An 18,129-nucleotide genomic window follows, 5' to 3' on the forward strand; every position below is an offset into this window, starting at 1 on the left:
AGGGCGTTTCCTGTTCAAAATTTGAACAAGAAGCGCCCTATCTTTCTCTAAAACGAATTTATTTATAAAAAACGCAAGTTTTTCAGTGCCCTCGTGGAAAACTTGGCTTTTCCATTATCGTGAAAGTTATTAATGGATTTAATCGCTTGATAAAATGTTTCTTGAGTTAGCTCTTCTGCTAAATCAAGGTTGTTTGTCAAAGTTAACAAGTATTTAAAAATAAAATCCCCATAATCTTGGTATATATTGTCCTTATCCACTGCCACCCTCCCATTTTCCGTCTGGCCATTCACCTATGTATCACAAAATTATTGATTTCGTTACAACATTTTTAAAAAAACTGCATCTTTATAACAGATGCAGTTATTCACTTATTCAATTAAATGGCCCGATTATTGAACAAACCTACCCCGTTACTTTAATAAAACTACTCCCCAGTAAATAAAACTCATAGTAAGAAAAACAAATGCAAATGTAGTTATTGTTTTTGGTAAGTTACGATAAAAGTATATTAATGCTAATCCTATGAGTATTGAATGAAAGCAAAAGAATAAGACTCATTCACCTCTTACCCAAATTGTACCATTGTATGTAGTGGAAAATAATGCCCTCTTTCATTAACCTGCTCCGTTAGTTGAAGAGCAACAATCTTTACGAAAACAACCTTCAATAAAGCTTTAATGGGGAAATTTTGGGGAAAAATATAGAAAATCCATAGAATCTATAGAATTTAAAGACAGAAAATAGGTGTAGAAAACTTGAATTCACTACATTTTCACAAATTCATTTTTTTGAGGAGTGGTGGTTTAAAACTTTCTATAATAACTACGGCATACGCGGCTTTTTAAATTTAATCATACAGCCACATGGCTTTTGAACGAATCACTCTCCATTATTGGAGAGTGATTTTTTTTATCAAAATGAGCTTTCTTGGAAATTATAATGAACTCAGTTTTGCTGAGAAGTAGCACCGCCTAAAGTTTGTTCCCAGTAAAAAGGAAAAGTGTTACAATTAAAAAACAATAATTGGAACATTAAACATCACCCCAGATGACATTTATTAAAGGGCATATCGATTTTAGAAAGCGCACTGATCTTCGTTCTTAGGCGATCTCTTCGTACCAACACCCAGTGGCACATCGGACGCAAATGGAGAGCGTCTCGTTGGAAAGGAACTCATCCCTAAGCTATTGTAGTAAATCAAATACAATTATGAATAGAAAGGAGATATTTATTTTGGGTATGAAAATATGGTGGGTTATAAATATTGTATGGCTATTCATTTTTGCTGCTGGAGCCATTTTTATTGGGGTTAGAGAAGTTGATTATGCAGGGGTAGTTCAAACTCCTGAAGTTAGAATGGTCTCATTCATTGTTTTAGGTATCGCATTTTTGATTGTTGCACTGTTTCAACTAATACTACTCATTTTTATTCATTTTGTTAAAAAAGGTACAACCAATAATTCAACAAAAAGACTATCCTAATAATTGGTGTTCTTTGTAGTTTTCTAAGTCACTTAAAGTAATGTAAAAGTGCCTGTGTTATCTAACTCCCTTCTAGTACCGTTAGCCATCCACCTTGAAGTGCAAAAGCCACACACTTTAGTCATAAAAAAATGCACCCCAATTGATGTGTCTATCAATTGGAGTGCAGTCAACTGCTTCTTTTTTTAAATTAAATAACAAAACCAACAATCGTTGCCGTTAAGATACTAACAAGCGTGGCACCATACAACAACTTTAAGCCAAAACGAGCAACTACATTCCCTTGTCTTTCGTTCAAACCTTTAACTGCTCCGGCAATAATACCGATAGATGAAAAGTTTGCAAAAGATACAAGAAAGACTGAAATAATAGCCAGTGTATGCGTACTCATAGACTTAGCTACTTCTCCAAGGCTTATCATTGCAACAAACTCATTCGTTACTAATTTTGTTGCCATAATTCCTCCAGCAGTAATAGCATCTGCCCATGGTATACCCATTAGGAAAGCAATTGGTGCAAAGATATAACCTAAAATATCTTGGAAGGATATACCAAAAATCATATCAAATAGTGAATTGATTAAATCCATTAATGCTACAAAACCGATCAGCATAGCTCCAACAATGATGGCCACTTTAAATCCATCCATGATGTATTCTCCAAGCATTTGGAAGAACGATTGCTTTTGTTCATCTATCTTTAAAATATCTTCGCTTGCTTCTACTGTATACGGATTGATGATCGAAACAATAATAAAACCGCCAAACAAGTTTAAGACAATCGCCGTTACAACATATTTCGGTTCAATCATCGTCATATATGCTCCAACAACTGACATAGAAACAGTCGACATTGCTGATGCGCATAATGTATACATTCGCTGTGGGCTAATCTTATCTAATTGTTTTTTAACAGTAATGAATACTTCAGATTGACCAACCATTGCAGAAGCAACAGCATTATAGGATTCCAATTTCCCCATACCACTTACTTTACTTAAAAGTAAACCTATCCCTTTCATGATGAGAGGAAGAATTTTAAAATGTTGTAAAATCCCTATCAATACAGATATAAAAACAATAGGTAATAACACATTTAGGAAGAAGGAATACTCCCCTTCATTCGCTAAACCACCAAAAACAAAAGTTATACCTGTACTTGCATAAGCCAACAAATGATCAAATACTTTTGTAAAACCTTTTATTAGAACATAACCAAACTTAGTATTTAGCAGTAATGCTGCAAGTATAAATTGGATGATTAACATAATAATTATGTTTTTATATTTTATTTCTTTTTTGTTTTTACTCATTAACAGAGCTAGACCAAAAACAAGTAGCAATCCACAAATGGATATTAAGTATCTCATGAGTTCCTCCATATATAATATTAATAATTTTTACGCGTTCGATATCCGAAACTACATATCCTTCTGTCATTCATTATGTTCCATTATTGAAACATGAATAACTGCTTTGGATCTTAAAACTGAATATATGTAGACAGTCAGACGTCAGACAAATCACTTCACTATACATTGTTTTCACTAGCAATTCAATAGTTAAAAGAAAAAAACTATGCGAAAAGTGTATACGCTTACAAAATCATCGTTATATAAAAAAAGACCATCATATATATGATGGTCTCTGCTTGTTACAATTTTTTGTAATATTTATTCAAATTTTACTGATTTAAATGAACTTATAAGGATGAAGCGCTGTCTCATAATTATAAATGACATTTAAACCACCCAACCTTTTTATTATAAGAATCTAGGTATTAGCATTTCAATTTCTGTATAAAATTTAATGCTTGCTGCGTAGATTCAATAAGAGATACATCACCATTAAGTTCCCTTAAATTTAATGCTTCTTTAAAGCATTTTTCTGCTTCAGCTATGCCCCCTATTTCTAATAAACACTTTCCTTTATGTTGTATGGCAAAGTCCAAATACAACAATTGATTGTTTGCCTTACTTTTAACTAAAACTTCGTTGAAGATTTCTAATGCTTTTACTGGCTCACCGTTATACTTAATTGCCTCTCCAAGACGTATTAAGGATACGATTTCTCGTTTGCTATTGTTTTGATTGCTGGCAATAGTAACGCATTTAGTTAAAATGTTAACGGCTATTTGTGGTTCTCCGTAAATTCTATATAAGTTCCCTAGCGTTCCCATTAGAAAAAATTTTTCATCTTCATTCGTTAGATTTGCCAGTAAATTTTCAGCCAAGTCTATAATTTCCCTTAATCTAAAAGGATTAGAAGTTTTTTCACGAAGATACTCATTGCTATCAAAATAAATTATTTCACTTATTGTCAAAAGACAGTTTTTAAACTCTGAGAAATTCATTTTTCCGACGCCTCCGATTAAAAAAGATTATAGAAATTATGTAAGTTAGATTTTGATTTTATGACGTTTATCGTTATCAATTTTTCACTTTACACACCCACCAGTATCCCACTTAAGTAGGAATATAAGGTTATATATTACATACACAAAAAAGAATTTATAACCTTCCTTCTTTTTGTATAATTCGCCTCCATTTTGCGCATATATGGTAGTAACAAGGGAGGTTATTACATTGAAGAAATTATTTTATTTATTTTTACTAGCCACACTACTATTATCAGCTTGCGGGAAAAATACAGCTCCAAAGGAAGTTGCCGTCGATAAAAATACTTCCGTTGAAGATATAGTTGGAGCTATCGTTAAAAATAAATTTACCGTTGAAGAAAAGAACGGTACCGTCTCAATCTCTATACAGGATACAGATGTGAAAAAAGGTATGAAAAATCAAATGCTGAAGGATTCCACTAAAATATTTGCAGAGCTGTCTAAGCTACAAAACGTTAAAGCTCCAGCTATTAATTGGTATGCACCTTTAACGGACCCTAAGGGGGATAAATCTATGACGGAGCTATTGAATATTTATTTTAGTGAGGAAGATTTTAAAAAGGCTAATTGGGCAAACTATACCCAGCTAGATATTGAATCTATTGCTACTCATTATCATCAAAGTGCTGCTTTAGGACAATAGAGCATTTCAAGATACCCCTCCGTGTATAACGAAGGGGTATCTTTTTTTTATTTATTAATTTCTTTGGACAAAAGATTTATTTGTCAGATGCCTGTTCCATCTTTCGATATTAAAGGGGTAATCATATACCACGCAAGGTATAAATATGTAAGCTTATACCCATTTAAATTCCCTCTGTATTCATCAATACGAGACGCCAGCCATCAGGATCTTCAATTGTGATACCTTTTTCAGCCCAATATTGATTTTCTGGTTCCACTTCAGGGTAGCCCATTTGCAATAATCGTTCAGCAATACGCTGTATGGTTGAACGATTAGGGATATACAATACGAGCAAATTATCTTTTGTCGGTGCTGGGCAAGGACTTCCTTCAATATGCTCTGTAAACTCTAAATGATAATCAGCATTCGGAAGACCGATCATGATACCAACGTAGCCCCGATGTCCTGAAAAAGAGCCGATTTTTTCTAACCCTACGCCTTCACAATAAAATTTTTCAATTTCCTTTATTTTATCAGTCGGCCGTGCAATGCGGACCTGTGCAACCTGTAATTCATCTGACCATTGTTGTCTCATTGTTATTTTTCTCCTTTTCAATCATTGTATAATTACAAAATAGAGCTAGAGAACAGCCAATAGTCTGAAAAATTATAATCAACCTTAATCCTCTTCTGAAATACCCGCGATATTGGTTGAAATACTCGCGAATCGGAGTTAAATACCCGCGGAAATTATGGGAGATTAACTGCCCGTAAACGCCCGATTGGTGAAGACGCATTAACGGGCAGTAATTATGTACCGAAAGAGAAGCGTCGGTACAACCTCGAGATTAATCGGAAGCCAAAAAATTATATGAGGTTAACTGCCCGTAAACGCCCGATTGGTGAAGACTATTAATCAGTGGGGATGAAGAAAATCCCCACTGATTAAAGTTTCACTTTATAAGGCGACACTAAAGGAAGCAGCTGTCTTCTTTGTTACTTCCTCTAATGAGACACCTTCTGCTAATTCTATGAGCTGCATGCCTTCATCTGTAAAGTCGAAAACAGCCAAATCTGTAATTAACCTATGCACAACGCCTTTACCAGTTAACGGTAGCTCACATTGCTTTTTTATTTTGGACTCGCCGTTTTTATTGACATGCTCCATCACGACGACTACTCTTTTTGCCCCAACTACAAGATCCATGGCGCCTCCCATACCTTTCACCATTTTCCCTGGAATCATCCAGTTTGCAAGGTCACCTGTTTCAGATACTTCCATGCCACCTAAAATAGCAAGATCGATATGACCACCACGAATCATGGCAAATGATTCGGCGCTATCAAAGAAGGAGGCGCCAGGAACAACCGTTACCGTTTCTTTACCTGCATTAATTAAATCAGGATCGACTGCGTCTTCTGCTGGGTATGGACCAATGCCAAGAAGTCCGTTTTCTGATTGTAAAAGGACGTTATAATCAGCCGGAATTGCATTGGCCACTAACGTTGGGATACCAATACCTAAATTGACGTTCATGCCATTTTGTATTTCTTTTACCGCTCTATTTACGATTCTTTGTCTTGTATCAGCCATCACGCATCCCCCTTTTTCACCGTTAAACGCTCGATACGCTTCTTATAATTTTCACCTAGTAAAATGCGTTGCACGAACACTCCTGGCGTGTGAATATGATCTGGATCTAACTCTCCTACCTCAACAATTTCCTCTACTTCTACAATCGTAATTTTTCCTGCCATTGCAGCTAAAGGATTAAAGTTACGAGATGTTTTTCTAAAAACTAAATTTCCTAGCTTGTCTGCCTTCCATGCTTTGACAAGGGCAAAATCTGCAATAATACCTTTTTCTAAAATATATTCTTTGCCATCGAAAACCTTTACTTCTTTTCCCTCGGCAATTGGTGTACCTACACCAGTAGCTGTGTAAAAACCCGGAATTCCTGCTCCGCCAGCTCGCATACGCTCCGCCAACGTACCTTGTGGTGTCAATTCTACTTCAAGCTCCCCACTTAAAAATTGCTGCTCGAAAATTTTATTTTCACCTACATAGGATGCAATCATTTTTTTGATTTGTTTATTTGCTAATAAAAGCCCTAAACCCCAATCATCCACACCGCAGTTATTGCTTACAACTGTTAAGTCCTTTGTACCCCTTTGGACTAGTGCCGCAATAGATTTTTCGGGGATACCACATAGCCCGAAGCCCCCTACCGCTAACGTATCCCCATCTTTAATATCCGCCACGGCTTCCTCAAACGAATTCCACACTTTCCCGTTCCCCATTTCAAAACCCCCTAAAATAGCTCACTTATTAAGAAAAATTCTACCTTAATACCATTTTATAAGTAAAGGAATTAATTAGAATACTATTTATTCTAAAAGTGCATAAATTACTTTTCAGGACATATTGTATTGAGTAGCTGCTTTAATGCAAAAGATTGATATGTATTTTTCTTCGTAATAACACCTAAACGCCATGGCATGTCAAAATTAAGTAACGGAATAATTTTGACATTTTTATTCGTCTGCTTTGCGGCTATTGAATATGGTAAAAGTGTCACTCCTAAATTCGAGGATACTAACTCCACTATTAAATCCCATTGCGAGCTTTTATAGCCGATTATTGGTGTAAATCCTACGCTTTTACATGATTTAATAACATAATCATGCAATGTGAATTCCTCTGCAAAGATAATGAATGTTTCATTTTTCAAATCTTGTAATAGAATATGTTCTTGTTGAGCCAATGGATGGGACTCATTGATAAAGACAAAAAATTGATCTTCCACAAATGATCGGACGGAAAATTTTCTTTCATCTGTAGGTATAACAACAATCCCCATATCAACATCGCCATTTTCTACTAATGTTCCGATCATTTTAGCTCCACGTTCCACAAGCTCTAAATGTACCTTTGGATACTGCTTATGAAACTTTCGAGCGATTTCAGGAAAAAATAGTGTGCCAATTAGCGGCGGAATCCCTAATTTAATCGTACCTGTTTTGATGTTCGATAAATCATCCAATAATATATGTAAATCATGTACAGACCGTATTATTTTTTGTCCTTGTTTATAGACAATACTACCTGCGTCTGTTAATTCTATATTGCGTGTAGAGCGGTTTAATAACTCTACATGAAGAGCATTCTCCAACTTTTTAATGCTTTTGCTTAATGAAGGCTGGGATACAAAGGATTCACTAGCTGCCTTTGTAAAGCTCCCATGTTCAACAACGGTTATAAATGCTTTTAAATCTCGTAACTCCATATAGATACCCCCTATTTATTCTAATTTGTTATAAATAATATTCCAAACTCCCCTATTTATTAATAAATTCTCCTCATATTCTACTAATCCTTCTTCTTAAAAATAAGTAGACAAATACAATAGCAATAAGCATTTGTTATGGTTTTTATAACATTTAATTACACACGATATCCGAGATAACAATCACGAGTTTATTTCTACATTACGTTCCGTTTATCGTTCTTAATACCCGTTTTATCTTTATTTATTCGTTTTCCCATGTACAATTAGAAATAATAGATGGCCGGAAAGGAAGGGGGATTTCTAACATGAAAACGTTAACAAGAATTTCGAATGCTATCATGGAAAAATATTTACCTGATCCATACATTTTTGTCACTATCCTCACTGTATTAACGTTATTATTAGGGGTTGCTTTAACAAATTCTTCTCCGCTCGATATGGTAATCTATTGGGGAGATGGTTTTTGGGAACTATTAGCATTTACAATGCAAATGGTGATTGTTTTAGCTGCAGGTCACATTTTAGCGAATAGTCCCGTGTTCAAGAAAGGATTAGCAGCCATTGCAAGTAAAATAAAAACACCAAGCATGGCTATTATCGTTATTACATTCGTATCTCTAATAGCTTGCTGGATTAACTGGGGATTCGGACTTGTCATTGGTGCCCTCTTTGCAAAGGAAATTGCTCGTCATGTTAAAAAGGTAGATTATCGTTTATTAATTGCTAGTGCCTACTCAGGTTTCGTTATTTGGCATGGTGGATTAGCTGGCTCCATTCCGTTATCCATTGCGACGGAAGGCCATAAATTTGCTGACATTATGGGTATCATCCCAACAAATGTTACACTTTTTTCAACATATAACTTATTTATAGTCATTGTTATCGTCTTCACTTTACCGTTCTTTAATCGTTGGATGATGCCAAAGGAAGAAGATACAGTTGAGATTGACCCTGCTTTATTAGTAGAAGAAAAAACAGAGTTACCTAAGCCTGAAAATAACTTCGCCAGCCGCTCTGAGCGTAGTTATATTTTAACGATTTTAATTGCTATTATCGGACTTGTTTATTTAGTACATCATTTTATGACGAAAGGCTTTGTTCTTGATTTAAATGTGATTAATACGATTTTTATTGTGCTAGGCATCATTTTTCATGGGACACCACAGCGTTTCCTTGCTGCTGCACAAGATGCTATTAAAACAACAACAGGCATCGTTTTTCAATTTCCGTTTTATGCAGGAATTATGGGCATGATGACCGCTTCTGGTTTAGCCGCTGTATTCTCAGAATGGTTCGTTAACATTTCCAATGAACATACTTTCTATTTGTTTACATTCTTTTCAGCAGGACTAGTTAACTTCTTTATACCGTCAGGTGGTGGACAATGGGCGGTGCAAGCCCCTATTATGCTAGATGCTGCAACTACTTTAGGTGCCGATTATGCTAAAACTGCTATGGCTATTGCGTGGGGTGACGCCTGGACGAATATGGTTCAACCGTTTTGGGCATTACCAGCTCTTGCAATCGCTGGCTTAAAGGCTAGGGATATAATGGGCTTCTGCTTATTCGTTTTAATCTTTACGGGCATTATTATTAGCATTGGCTTCCTTTTCTTCTAACCGAATATAAAGTATTTAAATAAACTTCACGAAGATGTTTAAGACCATACATTTTCGTGAAGTTTTTATGTACCTTTAAAAGCTATGCCATATATAAGTTGATTGTAGTGGAGATTAGGTGACGTTCATACTTTCTATGATTTGGACAACTTCTTCAGTTGGAATTTTCATATCATCATTTATCCATTTTCGAATTACTTCAATGATCCCTCCTGTTGAATAAGTGAAAAAATATTCTAACTGAGTCTCACTAGCATTTGGTAGCTTTTTTTGTATTTCTAGAATTGTTATATCATGAGCAGAATTCAAAACTGTATTAAGTACATGAGTGCTATTTTTTTCATTAAAAATAATTTTACAGAGATCCTTATTTATAAGTATCAAATTTAAAAGTTCATTTAGTATATTTTGTTCTCCTGAATTATTAATTGTACTCATCATTTTCTCTATCAATTCTTCTTCAATACTTCTCATTAAATCAAAGGGATCATTATAGTAAGAATAAAAAGTTCCCCTATTAATATCTGCTATTTTGCAAATATCCGTAACTGTAATTTTATTTAGGTTTTTTTCTTGTAGCAGCAATAAAAAAGCCTCTATTATTACCTTTTTACTATACAGTGTTCTTCTATTTCCTGGTGTACCAACCACGTTTTTTCCCTCCTGCTTATTAAGCAAATCACTTCAATCTGTTTTTAAATGGACAAAACAATAATAAATGATTATTTAATAACACATGTTTTCATTTTGCTTATTGTTACCTTCAATTAGCTTTAATATACTTTGTCTACGCCATTAAATCAACAGAGTGTACGATTAATAACTAGTTGTTTTAATGTGCTGTCTGTAATATTAGGATGAAAGGAAGCTGTTAATGGCAAAGTATCTTTATAAATTAGGAAAATTGGCGGCAAACAATAGTAAAAAAATAATTGGGGGTTCATTAACTGTTCTCTTCGTGCTTGCAATTATTGCAATGAATATGGGATCAAATTTTTCTGAGGATATGTCTATACCTGGATCAGAATCAGAAAAAGCCCTTCATCTCATTCAAAAGGAATTCCCCTCTAATACAGGTCAAGTACAATTAGTATTTAAAGCACCTGATAATAAGACCTTAGATTCTGAAGAGATTAATAATATAATTACGGATACATTGAGAGTGATAAAAGAAAAAGATAGTCATATTGTTTCTGTAGCAAGCCCGTTAGAATTAGAGAATTTAAATAAAGATAAGAAAATTGGTTATGCGATTGTTACTTATGATGTAGCAGCAGACAAGGTATCAGAAAAATCAAAGGAAAATATTACGAAAAACATCGGAAACATACGTGATGCTGGCATTCAAACAGAACTAGCTGGTGATGTTATATTTTCTGAAATGGAAATAGGAGGAGCAACAGAAGTAATTGGGGTAATTGTTGCTTTTGCTATATTAGCAATTACGTTTATTTCCTTCATAGCAGCTGGGTTGCCAATCATTACGGCAGTTATTGGACTAGCAATAGGAATATTATTAATTACGATTGGAACAAATTATTTGGATATTACCTCTGTTTCGATAACGTTAGCAGCAATGTTAGGACTGGCTGTAGGCATTGATTATGCTCTCTTTATTATGACTCGTTTTAGACAGCAAAGGAAAGAAGGATATTCTGTTCAAGAGTCTGTAGCAATTGCAAATGGAACAGCCGGTAGTGCTGTAGTGTTTGCTGGTATAACGGTCATCATTGCGCTCTTAGGTTTATCTGTTGCAAAAATACCATTTTTAACAATGATGGGTCTATCTGCTGCTCTTTGCGTATTATTCGCAATATTTATTGCAATAATTGTGGTTCCAGCCTTTTTAGGTCTGATGGGACATAAAGTGGGACCAGATAGAAAAAATACTTTTTTAAGTAAAATTATTAAAAGTAATAAAAAACAAACTACTCCCGATAGATGGGGAAATTTCGTAGTAAAACGCCCGTGGAAGGTAGCGATTATTGGAATCGCACTTTTATCTATAATTGCTATTCCTATTTCCCATATGGAACTCGCATTACCAGATAACGGTTCGAAGAATGAAAAGACAACAGAAAGAAGAGCATATGATTTACTTACCGAAGCTTATGGCCCAGGCCATCTTGCAACATTAATTGTAGCAGCTAAAACCTCAAGCGAAACAACCAATCCTCAAGTAGCATTAAGTGATACTATTGAAGAATTAAGTGGGTTATCAAATGTAAAGACTGTTAGTCCAGCAATTCCTGGACCTTCAGGAGAATTGTATCTTATTTCAATAACTCCAGAGACAGGAGCATCTGATTCAGAAACAAAAGATCTTGTAAACGATATTCGAGACAAGGCAAAGACCTTAGAAAAATCCAAACATATAAAATTAATGGTTACAGGTACTACGGCGGTAAACATTGATATATCACAAAAGTTGAGTGATGCATTGCCAATATTCGCTTTATTAATTATTGGATTTTCATTCATCTTATTAGTACTAGTTTTCAGGTCTATTCTAGTTCCATTAAAGGCAGTACTAGGATTTTTACTATCTTTAGGTGCAACATTAGGATTCACTGTATTTGTTATTCAAGATGGAAATTTAATTGATATATTTGGATTTCCTATTGCTAATCCTGTATTAAGCTTTTTACCAGTCATTGTGATTGGAATTTTATTTGGGTTAGCAATGGACTATGAGGTTTTTCTAGTTAGTAGAATGCGTGAAGTATTTACACATACCGGGGATGCACGTAAAGCTGTTTTAGCCGGAATGAAAGATAGTGGTGGAGTAGTAACAGCTGCAGGGTTGATTATGATTTCAGTATTTACTGGATTCATGTTAGCTCCAGATCCAATCATTAAAGCGATGGGCTTTTCACTCACATTTGGCGTTATATTTGATGCTTTTGTAGTAAGAATGGCTATTGTACCAGCAGTAATGATCTTAATGGGAAAAGCTTCTTGGTACTTGCCAAAGTGGTTAGATAAATTACTACCAAATTTAGATATAGAAGGTGAATCCTTTATGAAAGAAATAGAAAGAAAAAATGTTAAGTCGAATAATGAATAAATATTTTTAACTACTAGGACTGAAGAAAATCGATTCTTGTTTATTCTTCGGTCCTTTTAATAAGTGCATAGTTTGAATTAAATAAAAGCATGTTTTGATCAATCTTTTATCAAAACATGCTCTTTCTGCTTGTACTTTATTCTAAAGCAAAAAGCATTTTAATCTTAGTGGGCTTTTTCTAACGCTAGCTTAATACCAAAGCCAATTAGTACTGTACCTGTCAATCCTTCGATAACAGTTTTCGTCGTTGGCTTTTTCATAAATGCGCTAATTTTATCCAACAAGTAAACATAGAACACAAACCAAAATCCAGTTAATGCCGTATAAATAAGCCCCATTATAAGAAACGGCATAAATGTACCGCTTTTTCCATCTACAAACTGAGGTAAAAATGTTAGAAAAAATACAGCTACCTTTGGGTTTGTAACGTTCGTTAAAAAGCCTTGTTTAAAGCATGATTGCTCTGAATATTTATGATCAATTTCGGTCTCGTCTTGTACAACAGGAGGCTGTGTACGTATAGCTCGTAATGCCCATAAGGTTTTGACACCTAAATAGCATAAATAGACCGCGCCGACGTATTTTAAAATGGTAAATACATATGCTGACTTTACAATAATCGCAGAAAGTCCAACAACTGCTGCAAAAGTATGAATCAATAATCCACAGCACGAGCCGAGTAAAGTCTGTAAGCCTCCCTTTCTGCTTACGGTAAGTGTATTTTTTGTTGCGATTGCCGTATCCGGGCCAGGTAAAATAATTAATAAAATGCACATTAATAAAAAGACAGATATGTTCACCACTTCAATGACCTCCCTTAAGTCAGAAAATTGTAAAAATAATTTTAACATAAGTATGGCTACACAAAAAGACATTGAGAAAATTTATCCAATGTATTTATAATTGACATATAACCTTAAGGTGTTATATATTCATAACACCTTAAGGTTATATTTTATGTAAAGGAGTTCATTTTAAATGACTGAAAAACTAGAGAATATTGTTAAAAGCGTTACACTTAATGCACCAATTGAAAAAGTATGGGAAACAGTAACAGACGCTGAAAAGATTGCTACTTGGCTTATGCCAAATGATTTTAAGCCAGTTGAAGGGCATGAATTTACAATACAATCACCGTTCGGCCCTTCTCCATGTCGAGTAGAACAAGTAGATGCTCCACATTTTGTTCGTTTTGCATGGGATACAGATGGATGGTTTGTCACTTTTGAGCTGAAAGAAATTGGTGAGCAAACAGAATTTACGTTAACACACGGTGGCTGGAAAGAAGCTTCGCATATCATCCCTAAAGCTAACATGCCTGCTGAAGCTATTCGTACAACAATGGAGGGTGGCTGGACAATGCTTGTCGGCAAAAAATTAAAAGAAGTTGTGGAATCACAATGACACCGCTTGCTGTAAAGTATGATGTTTTTCAAGCAATCGCAGATCCAACAAGACGTCATGTCCTACAGCTACTTGCCTCAAGTGATAAACCGATTTCACTTATTTCTGAGAATTTTTCTATAAGCCGAACTGCTGTTGTGAAGCATTTGAAAATTTTAGAACAAGCTGAGCTAGTTTCTGCTCAGAAAAAGGGACGAGAAAAAATATACACATTACATGCCGAAAAACTAAAAGAAATTGAAGACTGGCTACAGTACTTTGATTTATTTTGGGATAATAAATTGGCACAATTACAAAGTATTTTTGAAGAATAATCAATAATGTCTCGGCATTATTGAGTCCTGAATAAATTAAAATGGTAAGGAGCTGTCCCCACTATTAGGACAGCTCCTCGTCTTTAATAAAGATAAAATAATCCACCATTAATAATTTCTATTTTAATTTTCGTATCGTATTGTTCCTCTAATGCCTTCTTCTCAATATCATAGCATTCAGGCTTGTCGTCTTCTTCCTCATAAAAATAATCCAATACTCGCTGATCACGTTGCCATCGTTTTTTTGCCTCAGTGGCCCACGAATGATCATCTCGTTCAATGATCTTTTCAATAGTAGCATTTAATCTTTCAAGTGCTCTAATGGGCTTAATGATAAATTGCACATGAAAAGCATTGTCTGCTGGAACCGTGTCAAACTCGGATGTACATATCGTCTCGTGAAAATCCTCTCTTATGAGCCCAGTTAGCAAGTTTATACCAAACGAATAAAGCATTTCTTTCGTTCGGTCGCAACAATACGACACTTTAAAGTTAACACCTAGCCAAGGCGTAAGGATAACTTGTCCTATTGCATTATCCACCTTTTCAAAAAGCTGAACATAAGCTCCTAGCTCCCTTGTTGCTTGAAAAAGCCGGTTCATTCTCAGAGAACCGAAATGAATAGCTTCGCCATAAAGGCTCCCAGTTGACGCTGTTTGGTTTGTAATGAACGTTACTTGAGCTGGATTTGCCTCACTATTTGTAGCTTCTACGTATTGCCAATAAAAAGGGCGATTCATTATTCTTTTATCGATATCAACGGTTAATTGTACAGTAAGATAATGATGGTCTTCTCCTAATATAGGGCAATTATTTTCATTAAAAAATTGACGTAAATAACTATGAACTTGCTGTGGATACATGGTCCTTCTCCCTTACACTATACAGATTCTTTAAAGTTAGATAGAATCGCATCTAAGTCGCCTACTACCTTTTCGAACACATCAATTTTCGTATGAAGTAATGCTAATATGTTCTCTTCAATCGTATTGGCAATAGCCAGATTATAAATATGAACATCATGCTCTTGCCCTAATCGATGTACACGGCCAATCCGTTGCTCTAGCTTCATAGGGTTCCAGGGTAAATCATAGTTAATGACATGATGACAAAATTGAAGGTTAATACCCTCTCCACCTGCCTCTGTTGCAATTAGAACCTGTGCCCTTTCCTTAAAAAGAAGCTTCATATAATCACGTTTGCTTTTGTTGAATTTACCGTTGAATAGGACACTTGTTATACCGTTAGAATGTAAATACCATTGCAAATAAATTTGAGTAGCTCTATACTCTGTAAAAATAATCACTTTATCCTTGGCCTGCTCGATTATTTCAAGGGTCTTTTTCGCCTTTGAATTCACTTCTAAGGCCATTAATTTTGCTAGTATTTCTTCAATTTCTTGTGATTGCGCATTGTCTTCAAGCATTTTAGATAATGTTAAACCTGTTGCCTCCTTGCTACTACACATTTCCTTCTGCAATGTAATCATTGAAAAAGAGGCTGTATTTTGAAGCGTTCCGAGCAAATTATAAACTTCCTCTTCTTCTTTCGTAAATTGGATAGGAACAATTTGAACACGACGATTTGTCCAGTCAATACCCGTGTCTTCTCTCCTATTTCTCACCATCACCTGATTCACTAATTCTTTTAAATAATCATCATGCTCTAAATCATGCTTACTTGCTGAGAATGCAGATTGAAATGTATCATAATTGCCAAGATGACCAGGCTTAAGTAAAGAGATAAGATAAAATAATTCAAAGACATCGTTTTGAATCGGTGTTGCCGTTAATAATAAACAAAACTTTTTCTTTAAGCCTTGTACGAATTCATAAATTTGGGTTTTATGATTTTTTAGTTTATGAGCCTCATCGATAATAACCATGTCGTAATCCTGCTCATAAATGCGCTCTTTATGAGGACTCTTCTTTGCCGTATCCAGACTCATAATAAGGACATCGTAGCGCTCTATCGGAACATTTTTTTTATAAGCTATTGCCGGAATGTGAAACTTTATATTTAATTCTTCAACCCACTGATTAATAAGAGATGCTGGAGCTAATATTAATGCTCTTTTTACGAGTCCTCGAATCAGATATTCCTTTAAAATTAATCCGGCTTCAATTGTTTTACCAAGACCTACTTCATCAGCCAATATCGCTTTACCATTCATACGTTCAATCACTGTTTCTGCAGCTTCCAACTGGTGCTTAAGCGGTTTTAAATTTGGTAAATACTTAGTCGCCTGTAAACCTGTGAAATCAGGAATTAACTTCATTTTCACAATGTCATAATTCATCTTGTACAATGTCCAACTATCCCATTTTTCATGTGGATTTAGCTTATTTATAAAGCCTTCTTCCCATTCGGACGACCTTTCTATTTTCATGATCATCACCTCATGCTATTATTTCTAAAGTTTAGGTTGTCCAAAAAAGAGAAAGCTATGTTAAGGTTTTGCGAAAGAATGACTAAAAAGTAAACTATGCTTCGGCAAAGTGCTTTTGTCTGTGCGAAAGCATAGTGACAGCAACAGCACCGATGTTGGTCATGAAGGCGTTATCACATGATGTGATGGTTTTAGCCTCCGTTCCTTTATTGCTAATCCCCAAGGAGTCGCACAGCCTCCACTCCAACCAACTTATTCAAATACGGCTATAGAAAAAAATCCATACTATCTAATACCGTATTATTTTCTACAAAGTTTTATTGCATATACACCATGATTACCACACATGCAAAATTCGTAACTAAACAAATCCGATCCCTGTATAAAAATTAAATATAGTACCTTAATTTCGTACAATTTAAAAGGATATTGGTATTAAGATAGTCTTTTTATTCTCTCCCTTTTTCCATACAATTAAAGATAGTATTACTTTCCAAAAATTACGTTTTTAGTAGAACGAGATTATCAATTTAACAGGATTTACATATACCGAGGAGGTTACTATGAATATTATTGAAGCATTATCAATATCAATACCTTACATTCATTTAGCTATGAAGGGCGAGGCCATGATTGCAGTAGTAGAAAAAGAGAGTGAGAGCATTATTACTTATTTACCTGGGAAACGGATAGATGCTGGTTATAAAAATGGACAAAAAATTCACCCAGATGATGCCATTTTACATCTCCCTCTTAAAGGCAAAAGTACTGATCAACCTGTACCAAAAGAGGTTTATGGTGTGGACTTTAACGCATTTTCTTTTCCTGTTCGTGAAAATGGGCATATCGTAGGTGCTCTAGCCTTTGGATTACCTATTGACCACGCTCTCCAAATGGAGAAATATATTTTTACTATGAATGATATTATTCAAAACCTACAGGATAAAGTACATACAATTGCCTCTCATTCAGAGGAACTAGCTGCAACTAGTGAGGAAATTAATAAACAGACACAATTTGCTTTAGAGGACGCTGAAAAAACAAATGGTATTACCGATTTAATAAAAAGTATTTCTCGTCAAACAAACCTACTTGGCTTAAATGCATCGATTGAGGCAGCACGAGCAGGCCAGCATGGTGCCGGATTTAATATAGTCGCACAAGAAGTTCGCAAGCTTTCTACTGAAACAACGACTGCTACTGATAACATTGAATCCTCACTTCGAAGCATCAATCATAATCTTGAAAGTTTACAGCAAAACATGACTCAAATAAATGGTGCCACAAACGAACAGGCACAACTTGTTCAGGACTTTAGTGAAATTATTGATGAGCTAAATACGCTTAGTATGGAAATGAAGGGTTTTATGTCTAACGTAATGAAATAAAGGCTTATATCAATGGAAAAATCCGCCCAGCTTTATGTGGCCAAATCAAGAACCACATAAATTTGCGCGGATTTTTTACTTTTAGTTACTTTTTTAATTACTGGAACAACAGGAGTTCATCTTAAAAATTTACAAAATATACTATATGGTC

General features: G+C 35.0%; 18 protein-coding genes. 7 read left to right on the forward strand and 11 right to left on the reverse strand.

What is annotated here, in order from left to right:
• Positions 1–62 precede the first annotated feature (62 nt).
• Complete coding sequence (locus tag ACFVT8_RS22225; RefSeq protein WP_387085530.1) at positions 63–260, reverse strand: sigma factor; 198 nt, start codon at positions 258–260, stop codon at positions 63–65.
• A 982-nt stretch (positions 261–1,242) separates the two neighbouring features.
• On the opposite strand from ACFVT8_RS22225, the gene ACFVT8_RS22230 reads away from it, so the two are divergent.
• On the forward strand, positions 1,243–1,485 hold the full coding sequence (locus ACFVT8_RS22230) for a DUF3923 family protein (protein WP_387085761.1): 243 nt from the start codon (positions 1,243–1,245) through the stop codon (positions 1,483–1,485).
• Between the two features lie 190 nt (positions 1,486–1,675).
• Here ACFVT8_RS22230 and ACFVT8_RS22235 read toward each other — a convergent pair whose 3' ends face one another.
• Positions 1,676–2,854, reverse strand: a complete 1,179-nt coding sequence (locus ACFVT8_RS22235; RefSeq protein WP_387085533.1) for a NupC/NupG family nucleoside CNT transporter — start codon at positions 2,852–2,854, stop codon at positions 1,676–1,678.
• Positions 2,855–3,264: 410 nt separating this feature from the next.
• On the reverse strand, positions 3,265–3,837 hold the full coding sequence (locus ACFVT8_RS22240) for a tetratricopeptide repeat protein (RefSeq protein ID WP_387085536.1): 573 nt from the start codon (positions 3,835–3,837) through the stop codon (positions 3,265–3,267).
• A gap of 232 nt (positions 3,838–4,069) precedes the next feature.
• On the opposite strand from ACFVT8_RS22240, the gene ACFVT8_RS22245 reads away from it, so the two are divergent.
• Positions 4,070–4,525: a hypothetical protein gene (locus ACFVT8_RS22245; protein ID WP_387085539.1), complete on the forward strand. Its 456-nt coding sequence runs from the start codon at positions 4,070–4,072 to the stop codon at positions 4,523–4,525.
• Between the two features lie 163 nt (positions 4,526–4,688).
• Here the strand turns inward: ACFVT8_RS22245 and ACFVT8_RS22250 are convergent, their stop codons facing one another.
• From ACFVT8_RS22250 to ACFVT8_RS22265, 4 genes are all read right to left on the reverse strand, one after another.
• A complete protein-coding gene (locus tag ACFVT8_RS22250; protein ID WP_387085542.1) occupies positions 4,689–5,102 on the reverse strand; it encodes a VOC family protein in 414 nt (137 codons plus the stop codon).
• 363 nt (positions 5,103–5,465) lie between these two features.
• Positions 5,466–6,101, reverse strand: coding sequence for a 3-oxoacid CoA-transferase subunit B (locus ACFVT8_RS22255; RefSeq protein ID WP_387085545.1), 636 nt, complete (start codon positions 6,099–6,101; stop codon positions 5,466–5,468).
• Positions 6,101–6,808: a CoA transferase subunit A gene (locus ACFVT8_RS22260; protein ID WP_387085548.1), complete on the reverse strand. Its 708-nt coding sequence runs from the start codon at positions 6,806–6,808 to the stop codon at positions 6,101–6,103. Before ACFVT8_RS22260 ends, ACFVT8_RS22255 begins: the two co-directional genes overlap by 1 nt.
• Before the next feature lie 107 nt (positions 6,809–6,915).
• A complete protein-coding gene (locus tag ACFVT8_RS22265) occupies positions 6,916–7,794 on the reverse strand; it encodes a LysR family transcriptional regulator (protein WP_387085551.1) in 879 nt (292 codons plus the stop codon).
• Between the two features lie 308 nt (positions 7,795–8,102).
• Here ACFVT8_RS22265 and ACFVT8_RS22270 point away from each other — a divergent pair, with 308 nt between their 5' ends.
• Positions 8,103–9,416, forward strand: coding sequence for a short-chain fatty acid transporter (locus ACFVT8_RS22270; RefSeq protein WP_387085554.1), 1,314 nt, complete (start codon positions 8,103–8,105; stop codon positions 9,414–9,416).
• A gap of 114 nt (positions 9,417–9,530) precedes the next feature.
• Here the strand turns inward: ACFVT8_RS22270 and ACFVT8_RS22275 are convergent, their stop codons facing one another.
• Complete coding sequence (locus tag ACFVT8_RS22275; protein ID WP_387085557.1) at positions 9,531–10,067, reverse strand: TetR/AcrR family transcriptional regulator; 537 nt, start codon at positions 10,065–10,067, stop codon at positions 9,531–9,533.
• 223 nt (positions 10,068–10,290) lie between these two features.
• Here ACFVT8_RS22275 and ACFVT8_RS22280 point away from each other — a divergent pair, with 223 nt between their 5' ends.
• Complete coding sequence (locus ACFVT8_RS22280) at positions 10,291–12,483, forward strand: MMPL family transporter (RefSeq protein ID WP_387085559.1); 2,193 nt, start codon at positions 10,291–10,293, stop codon at positions 12,481–12,483.
• A 164-nt stretch (positions 12,484–12,647) separates the two neighbouring features.
• Here the strand turns inward: ACFVT8_RS22280 and ACFVT8_RS22285 are convergent, their stop codons facing one another.
• On the reverse strand, positions 12,648–13,286 hold the full coding sequence (locus tag ACFVT8_RS22285; RefSeq protein ID WP_387085562.1) for a LysE family translocator: 639 nt from the start codon (positions 13,284–13,286) through the stop codon (positions 12,648–12,650).
• A 175-nt stretch (positions 13,287–13,461) separates the two neighbouring features.
• On the opposite strand from ACFVT8_RS22285, the gene ACFVT8_RS22290 reads away from it, so the two are divergent.
• Together ACFVT8_RS22290 and ACFVT8_RS22295 are read left to right on the forward strand one after the other, a co-directional pair.
• The gene (locus ACFVT8_RS22290) at positions 13,462–13,887 is read left to right on the forward strand and encodes an SRPBCC family protein (protein ID WP_387085565.1); all 426 of its coding nucleotides are present in this window, start codon (positions 13,462–13,464) and stop codon (positions 13,885–13,887) included.
• On the forward strand, positions 13,884–14,201 hold the full coding sequence (locus ACFVT8_RS22295) for an ArsR/SmtB family transcription factor (RefSeq protein ID WP_387085568.1): 318 nt from the start codon (positions 13,884–13,886) through the stop codon (positions 14,199–14,201). Before ACFVT8_RS22290 ends, ACFVT8_RS22295 begins: the two co-directional genes overlap by 4 nt.
• Positions 14,202–14,284: 83 nt before the next feature.
• On the opposite strand, the gene ACFVT8_RS22300 is transcribed toward ACFVT8_RS22295, so the two are convergent.
• Positions 14,285–15,064, reverse strand: a complete 780-nt coding sequence (locus ACFVT8_RS22300; RefSeq protein ID WP_387085571.1) for a YqhG family protein — start codon at positions 15,062–15,064, stop codon at positions 14,285–14,287.
• 17 nt (positions 15,065–15,081) lie between these two features.
• Positions 15,082–16,596, reverse strand: a complete 1,515-nt coding sequence (locus ACFVT8_RS22305) for a DEAD/DEAH box helicase (RefSeq protein WP_387085574.1) — start codon at positions 16,594–16,596, stop codon at positions 15,082–15,084.
• A gap of 557 nt (positions 16,597–17,153) precedes the next feature.
• On the opposite strand from ACFVT8_RS22305, the gene ACFVT8_RS22310 reads away from it, so the two are divergent.
• Positions 17,154–17,978 carry a methyl-accepting chemotaxis protein gene (locus tag ACFVT8_RS22310; protein ID WP_387085576.1) on the forward strand — a complete coding sequence of 275 codons (825 nt, stop codon included), beginning with the start codon at positions 17,154–17,156 and terminating at the stop codon, positions 17,976–17,978.
• Positions 17,979–18,129: the final 151 nt, after the last annotated feature.

The organism is Lysinibacillus sp. NPDC058147 (assembly GCF_042884205.1).
GTDB lineage: Bacteria > Bacillota > Bacilli > Bacillales_A > Planococcaceae > Lysinibacillus.

Excerpts from the sequence above, each read along its gene's own strand:
- ACFVT8_RS22280 (WP_387085559.1), top strand. The coding sequence starts at position 10,291 with ATGGCAAAGTATCTTTATAAATTAGGAAAATTGGCGGCAAACAATAGT.
- ACFVT8_RS22305 (WP_387085574.1), bottom strand. The coding sequence starts at position 16,596 with ATGATCATGAAAATAGAAAGGTCGTCCGAATGGGAAGAAGGCTTTATA.
- ACFVT8_RS22270 (WP_387085554.1), top strand. The coding sequence starts at position 8,103 with ATGAAAACGTTAACAAGAATTTCGAATGCTATCATGGAAAAATATTTA.
- ACFVT8_RS22250 (WP_387085542.1), bottom strand. The coding sequence starts at position 5,102 with ATGAGACAACAATGGTCAGATGAATTACAGGTTGCACAGGTCCGCATT.
- ACFVT8_RS22260 (WP_387085548.1), bottom strand. The coding sequence starts at position 6,808 with ATGGGGAACGGGAAAGTGTGGAATTCGTTTGAGGAAGCCGTGGCGGAT.
- ACFVT8_RS22300 (WP_387085571.1), bottom strand. The coding sequence starts at position 15,064 with ATGTATCCACAGCAAGTTCATAGTTATTTACGTCAATTTTTTAATGAA.
- ACFVT8_RS22265 (WP_387085551.1), bottom strand. The coding sequence starts at position 7,794 with ATGGAGTTACGAGATTTAAAAGCATTTATAACCGTTGTTGAACATGGG.
- ACFVT8_RS22295 (WP_387085568.1), top strand. The coding sequence starts at position 13,884 with ATGACACCGCTTGCTGTAAAGTATGATGTTTTTCAAGCAATCGCAGAT.
- ACFVT8_RS22230 (WP_387085761.1), top strand. The coding sequence starts at position 1,243 with ATGAAAATATGGTGGGTTATAAATATTGTATGGCTATTCATTTTTGCT.
- ACFVT8_RS22290 (WP_387085565.1), top strand. The coding sequence starts at position 13,462 with ATGACTGAAAAACTAGAGAATATTGTTAAAAGCGTTACACTTAATGCA.
- ACFVT8_RS22310 (WP_387085576.1), top strand. The coding sequence starts at position 17,154 with ATGAATATTATTGAAGCATTATCAATATCAATACCTTACATTCATTTA.
- ACFVT8_RS22235 (WP_387085533.1), bottom strand. The coding sequence starts at position 2,854 with ATGAGATACTTAATATCCATTTGTGGATTGCTACTTGTTTTTGGTCTA.
- ACFVT8_RS22240 (WP_387085536.1), bottom strand. The coding sequence starts at position 3,837 with ATGAATTTCTCAGAGTTTAAAAACTGTCTTTTGACAATAAGTGAAATA.
- ACFVT8_RS22255 (WP_387085545.1), bottom strand. The coding sequence starts at position 6,101 with ATGGCTGATACAAGACAAAGAATCGTAAATAGAGCGGTAAAAGAAATA.